The following is a 5,332-nucleotide window of genomic DNA, read 5'->3' as shown; positions in this document are numbered from 1 at the left end:
CCGCCAGCGGCCGTCCCGTGACGTTCGGCTGGGGCCCGCGGTTCCTGCACTCCACCGGGCAGTTCCACAAGGGCGGACCGGCGATCGGCGTCTTCCTGCAGGTGACGGCCGCCGCCGGCACCGACCTGGCCATCCCGGACCGGCCCTTCACCTTCGGCGAGCTGATCTCGGCCCAGGCCGCCGGCGATGCGCAGGTGCTCTCCGAACACGGCCGCCCGGTCCTCCGGCTGCACCTCACGGACCGCGCGGCCGGCGTCCGCCAGCTGCAAGACCTGGTCTCCACGCTGGCCGGCCAGGCAGTCCCCTCCACCGAAAGCTAAGGCACCCAAGCAACCATGCCAGACAAATACAATGGCGGCAGCAGTTCCGCGACGCGTTCGGGAAGGTCTGTCCGCAACCCGCTCCGGGACCCGCGGGACCGCCGCCTGAACCGCATTGCGGGACCGTCATCGCTGGTCCTGTTCGGGGTCACGGGGGACCTCGCCCGCAAGAAACTCATGCCGGCCGTGTACGACCTGGCCAACCGCGGGCTGCTGCCGCCGAGCTTCGCCCTGGTGGGCTTCGCCCGGCGGAACTGGGAGAACGAGGACTTCGCGGCCGAGGTCAAGGAAGCTGTCAAGGCCTACGCCCGCACCCCGTTCGACGAAACGGTGTGGACGCAACTGTCCGAGGGCATCCGCTTCGTGCAGGGCGAGTTCGACGACGACGACGCCTTCAAACGGCTGTCCGAAACCATCGACGAACTCGACGAGCAGCGCGGGACGCGCGGCAACCACGCGTTCTACCTCTCCATCCCGCCGAACGCCTTCGAACTGGTCTGCCGGCAGCTCTCCAAGCACGGCCTGGCCCAGGCCGAGGGTGACAAGTGGCGCCGCGTCGTCATCGAGAAGCCCTTCGGCCACAACCTCGAATCGGCGCGCCAGCTCAACGACATTGTTGAGTCGGTCTTCCCGCCGGACGCGGTCTTCCGGATCGACCACTACCTGGGCAAGGAGACGGTGCAGAACATCCTCGCGCTGCGCTTCGCCAACCAGCTCTTCGAGCCGCTCTGGAACGCGAACTACGTCGACCACGTCCAGATCACCATGGCCGAGGACATCGGCACCGGCGGCCGCGCGGGCTACTACGACGGCGTCGGTGCGGCCCGCGACGTGATCCAGAACCACCTGCTGCAGCTCCTGGCGCTGACCGCGATGGAAGAACCGATTTCCTTCAACGCCGATGACCTCCGCGCAGAGAAGGAAAAAGTCCTCGCGGCCGTCCGGCTCCCCGAGGACCTCTCCACCCACTCGGCCCGCGGGCAGTTCACCGGCGGCTGGCAGGGCGGCGAAAAGGTCGTCGGCTACCTGGAGGAAGACGGCATTCCCGCCGACTCCACAACGGAGACGTTCGCCGCGATCCGGGTCGACATCAACACCCGGCGCTGGGCCGGGGTACCGTTCTACCTGCGCGCCGGCAAGCGGCTGGGCCGCCGGGTGACCGAGATCGCCGTCGTGCTCAAACGCGCACCGAACCTGCTCTTCACGGACCACGGCGAGGACGACTTCGGCCAGAACGCCGTCGTGATCCGGGTCCAGCCCGACGAGGGCGCCACCATCCGGTTCGGGTCCAAGGTCCCGGGCACGCAGATGGAAGTCCGCGACGTCACGATGGACTTCGGCTATGGCCACTCCTTCACCGAGTCCAGCCCGGAGGCCTACGAACGGCTCATCCTCGACGTGCTCCTCGGCGAGCCGCCGCTCTTCCCCCGCCATGCGGAAGTCGAGCTGTCCTGGAAAATCCTCGATCCTTTCGAGGACTACTGGGCGTCCCTGGACGAACAGCCCGAACCCTACGCCCCCGGAAGCTGGGGACCTGCCTCCGCCGACGAGCTCCTTGCCCGTGACGGACGAACCTGGAGAAGGCCATGATCGTAGATCTTCCCGACACCACCACCTCCAAGATTTCCAAGAAGATCATGGCCCTGCGCGAGCAGGGCGGCGTGATTGCCCTCGGCCGGGTGCTGACCCTCGTCGTCGTGACCAAGTCCGGGCTGGAGGAGGAGGCCATCGAGGCCGCCAACGAGGCCAGCCGGGAGCATCCCTGCCGGATCATCGTCCTCGCCGACGCCGGAGCCAAGGCCCCGACCCGGCTCGACGCGCAGATCCGGGTGGGCGGCGACGCCGGTGCGTCCGAGGTCATCGTGCTCCGCGGCTATGGCGAACTTGCGGAGGAAAGTGAATCGCTCGTCGCGGCCCTGCTGCTGCCGGATGCGCCGATCGTGGCGTGGTGGCCGCACGGCGCCCCGAAGAACGCCTGCGAGACGTCCATTGGCCGGATCGCGCACCGCCGGATTACGGACTCGGCCAACGAGTCCGACCCGCAGCGTGCGCTGGAGAACATCCGCCGCACCTACAAGGCCGGCGACACGGACCTCGCCTGGACCCGCCTGACCAACTGGCGGATCCAGCTGGCCGCAGTCCTGGACCAGGTCGACAGCTCTCCGGTCACGGCCGTCGCCGTCGAAGGCGCCTCTGACTCCCCCAGCACGATCCTGCTCGCCGCGTGGCTGACGCTCGCACTGGATGCACCGGTGACGATTGTCGAGGACCCGGCCGGCACCGGGATCCGGCGCGTGCGCCTCACCCGCACCGGCGGCGACGTGCAGCTGTTCCGGCCCGGCCTCACCGTGGCGGAACTGAGCCAGCCGGGCCAGCCGGTGCAGCGCATCTCCCTGCCGCGCCGGAGCCTGAAGGACTGCCTGGCCGAAGAGCTGCGCCGCCTCGACCCGGACGAAGTGTTCGGTGAAGTGATTACTATTGGACTGCCACGTACCAATCTAAGGAGTGTCCGTCCCAGTGAGCGCTGACCCCAGAGTAAGCATCCATCCCGACTCGACCGTCCTCATGGCCGCCATCGCGGCGCGCCTCATCACCAAGCTGGTGGACATCCAGGACAAACACGGCGAGGCGACGGTGGTGCTGACCGGAGGGTCGATGGGCATCGGCTCGCTCAAGGCCGTGGCCGAGTCGCCGGCGGCTCCGGCCGTCGACTGGTCCAAGGTCAATTTCTGGTGGGGGGACGAACGCTTCCTCGCAGCCGACGATCCCGAACGCAACGCCCGCCAGGCCCACGAGGCACTGCTCGGGCACATCAACGCTGACCCGGCAAGGATCCATGTGCCGGGTTCCACCGGGGACTTTGGCACTCCTGAGGAGGCGGCCGCGGACTACGCCCGCCGGCTNCTGGCGGACGCCGCGTCCGCTGAGCACGCCGCGGACATGTCGGATGACCGGCCGGAGCAACCGTCGGCGCTCCCCCGCTTCGACATCGTCCTCCTCGGAGTGGGGCCGGACGCGCACATTGCGTCGCTCTTCCCGGAACAGGCCGGCATCCGGGAGAAGGAACTCACCGTGGTCGGGGTCCACAATTCCCCCAAACCGCCGCCGCTGCGGGTTTCGCTGACGCTGCCTGCCATCAACACGGCGTCGGAAATCTGGATGGTCGTGGCCGGCGAGGACAAGGCCGGGGCCGTGGGCCTGGCGCTTGCCAACGCCAACCCGGTGCAGGTGCCGGCGGCCGGACCGCGGGGCCGGAACGAAACGCTGTGGCTGATCGACGAAAACGCGGCCTCCAGGGTTCCGGCACAGCTGGTCCGAAAGGGCTAGATTTCGAGCTATCCCCCTGGGAGGTCCCGCCGGGCGCGCAGCCTCTCAAGCGCTCCGGCCAGCACGTCTTCGGCGTCCTGGCTGGAGCGCCGCTCTTTAACGTATTCCAGGTGGCTCTTGTAGCCTTCCGCCGGGATATCCTCCAGCGCGAACTGCGCCTCGTCCCGGGTGGCTGTTCCGCCGCAGCGGCGGCAGTCCCAGACGCCGGGGATCTGGTCGTCGGGCAGCTGGGCGAAGACCAGCGGGGTCTCGTGGCCTTTCGCGCAACGGTAGATCACTTGAATGCGGGGCGTCCGCGCGGCGGTGCCGTCGAGCGGCTCGTGGCGGGGCGAAGCCCCTTCGGTGGCTCCTACGCGGATACCCCGGAATCCGGAGGCGGAATGCAGCATCGGGAACTCCTGGCTACTCGGCGGACGGAATGCGTATGCAATCAGCTATGCATGCAATCAGCCAGTGTAGTTCCGGAATTCCCGATGCCGGGAGGGCCACAGGACCCTTTATGGAGTTTTTAGGACTGTGTCCTAGGAGTCGCCGCCGCCGCTGAACCGCATGATCAGGCCCAGGCCGATGATCACGACGCCCCAGGTGACACCAAGGATGATGGTGAAGCGGTTCAGGTTCCGTTCGGCCACACCGGAGGAACTCAGGCCCGAGGTCATGCCGCCGCCGAACATGTCCGACAGACCGCCACCGCGGCCCTTGTGGAGCAGGATGAGCAAGGTCAGCAGAAGGCTGGTGATGCCCAGGAGGACCTGCAGAATGACATGAAGAACGTCCACGACGGCCTTTCAGAAGATTTGGATTGCGGGGGCCACAACGGTGTCCGGACTAATCCGTCAGCAGGTGACTCTCGAACCTGACAATATTAGCAAACTCGGCGGCATCCAGGCTGGCACCACCGACAAGCAATCCGTCCACGTCGCGTTCCTTGAGGATTGAGGCGGCGTTGTTGGCTTTGACGGACCCGCCGTAGAGGAGCCGGGTCTTGTTGGCGACGGCTGCACCGAAGAGAGCGGAGAGCTCGGCCCGGATGGCGGCGCACATTTCCTGCGCATCTTCCGGACCGGCGACTTCACCGGTGCCGATGGCCCAGACTGGCTCATAGGCGACGACCAGCTCGGCGGCCTGCTCGGGGGTGAGGCCCGCGACGCCGGCGCGGAGCTGCGCGAGGGTGTGGTCGACATGCGTTCCGGCCTGGCGGATTTCGAGGCCTTCGCCGGCGCACAGGACGGGGGTGATGCCGTGCCGGAAGGCCGCCTTGGTCTTGGCGTTCAGTTCCTCATCGGTCTCGTGGTGGATGGTGCGGCGTTCGCTGTGGCCGACCAGGACGTAGCTGCAGCCGAGCTTGGCCAGGAACTGCCCGGAGATGTCGCCGGTGTAGGCGCCGGAGTCGGCCGGGGAGAGATCCTGGCCACCGTAGACAACCTTGAGTTCATCGCCCTGCACCAGGGTCTGGACGCCGCGGAGATCAGTGAACGGCGGGAAGACGGCGACCTCCACCCGGCTGTAGTCGTGCTTGGCGTCGGACAGGGTCCAGGCCAGCTTCTGCAGCAGGGTGATGCCTTGGACGTGGTCCATGTTCATCTTCCAGTTGCCTGCGATGAAGGGCGTGCGGTCGAATGTGCCGTTGGTTGACGTGGTCACGTGGTCTCCAAAAGTTCGTAGCAGTGGAACAGCCGGCAGGG

At 67.4% G+C, this 5,332-nt stretch carries 6 protein-coding genes and 1 pseudogene (1 of these 7 cut by a window edge); 4 read left to right on the top strand and 3 right to left on the bottom strand.

Annotation, left to right across the window (positions count from 1 at the left end):
- The 4 genes and pseudogenes from K789_RS22155 to pgl form a co-directional block, all read left to right on the top strand.
- Nucleotides 1-320 (top strand): annotated as a pseudogene (locus tag K789_RS22155) (glucose-6-phosphate isomerase); it begins 1,306 nt to the left of the window's first position.
- Nucleotides 321-335: 15 nt separating this feature from the next.
- Complete coding sequence (gene zwf, locus K789_RS0103065) at nucleotides 336-1,910, top strand: glucose-6-phosphate dehydrogenase (protein ID WP_024365462.1); 1,575 nt, start codon at nucleotides 336-338, stop codon at nucleotides 1,908-1,910.
- Nucleotides 1,907-2,848 (top strand): glucose-6-phosphate dehydrogenase assembly protein OpcA, encoded by a 942-nt coding sequence (locus K789_RS0103060; RefSeq protein WP_024365461.1) that lies wholly within the window; start codon nucleotides 1,907-1,909, stop codon nucleotides 2,846-2,848. Before zwf ends, K789_RS0103060 begins: the two co-directional genes overlap by 4 nt.
- Complete coding sequence (gene pgl, locus K789_RS0103055) at nucleotides 2,838-3,647, top strand: 6-phosphogluconolactonase (protein ID WP_024365460.1); 810 nt, start codon at nucleotides 2,838-2,840, stop codon at nucleotides 3,645-3,647. The genes K789_RS0103060 and pgl overlap by 11 nt, the downstream gene beginning before the upstream one ends.
- An 8-nt stretch (nucleotides 3,648-3,655) precedes the next feature.
- Here the strand turns inward: pgl and K789_RS0103050 are convergent, their stop codons facing one another.
- From K789_RS0103050 to tpiA, 3 genes are all read right to left on the bottom strand, one after another.
- On the bottom strand, nucleotides 3,656-4,036 hold the full coding sequence (locus tag K789_RS0103050; RefSeq protein WP_024365459.1) for an RNA polymerase-binding protein RbpA: 381 nt from the start codon (nucleotides 4,034-4,036) through the stop codon (nucleotides 3,656-3,658).
- A 132-nt stretch (nucleotides 4,037-4,168) separates the two neighbouring features.
- The gene (gene secG / locus K789_RS0103045; RefSeq protein ID WP_024365458.1) at nucleotides 4,169-4,426 is read right to left on the bottom strand and encodes a preprotein translocase subunit SecG; all 258 of its coding nucleotides are present in this window, start codon (nucleotides 4,424-4,426) and stop codon (nucleotides 4,169-4,171) included.
- Between the two features lie 49 nt (nucleotides 4,427-4,475).
- Nucleotides 4,476-5,291 carry a triose-phosphate isomerase gene (gene tpiA, locus K789_RS0103040; RefSeq protein WP_024365457.1) on the bottom strand — a complete coding sequence of 272 codons (816 nt, stop codon included), beginning with the start codon at nucleotides 5,289-5,291 and terminating at the stop codon, nucleotides 4,476-4,478.
- Nucleotides 5,292-5,332 lie beyond the last annotated feature (41 nt).

The organism is Arthrobacter sp. TB 26 (assembly GCF_000427315.1).
Classification (GTDB): Bacteria; Actinomycetota; Actinomycetes; order Actinomycetales; family Micrococcaceae; genus Arthrobacter.
This window is presented reverse-complemented; position numbering and strand designations above follow the sequence as displayed.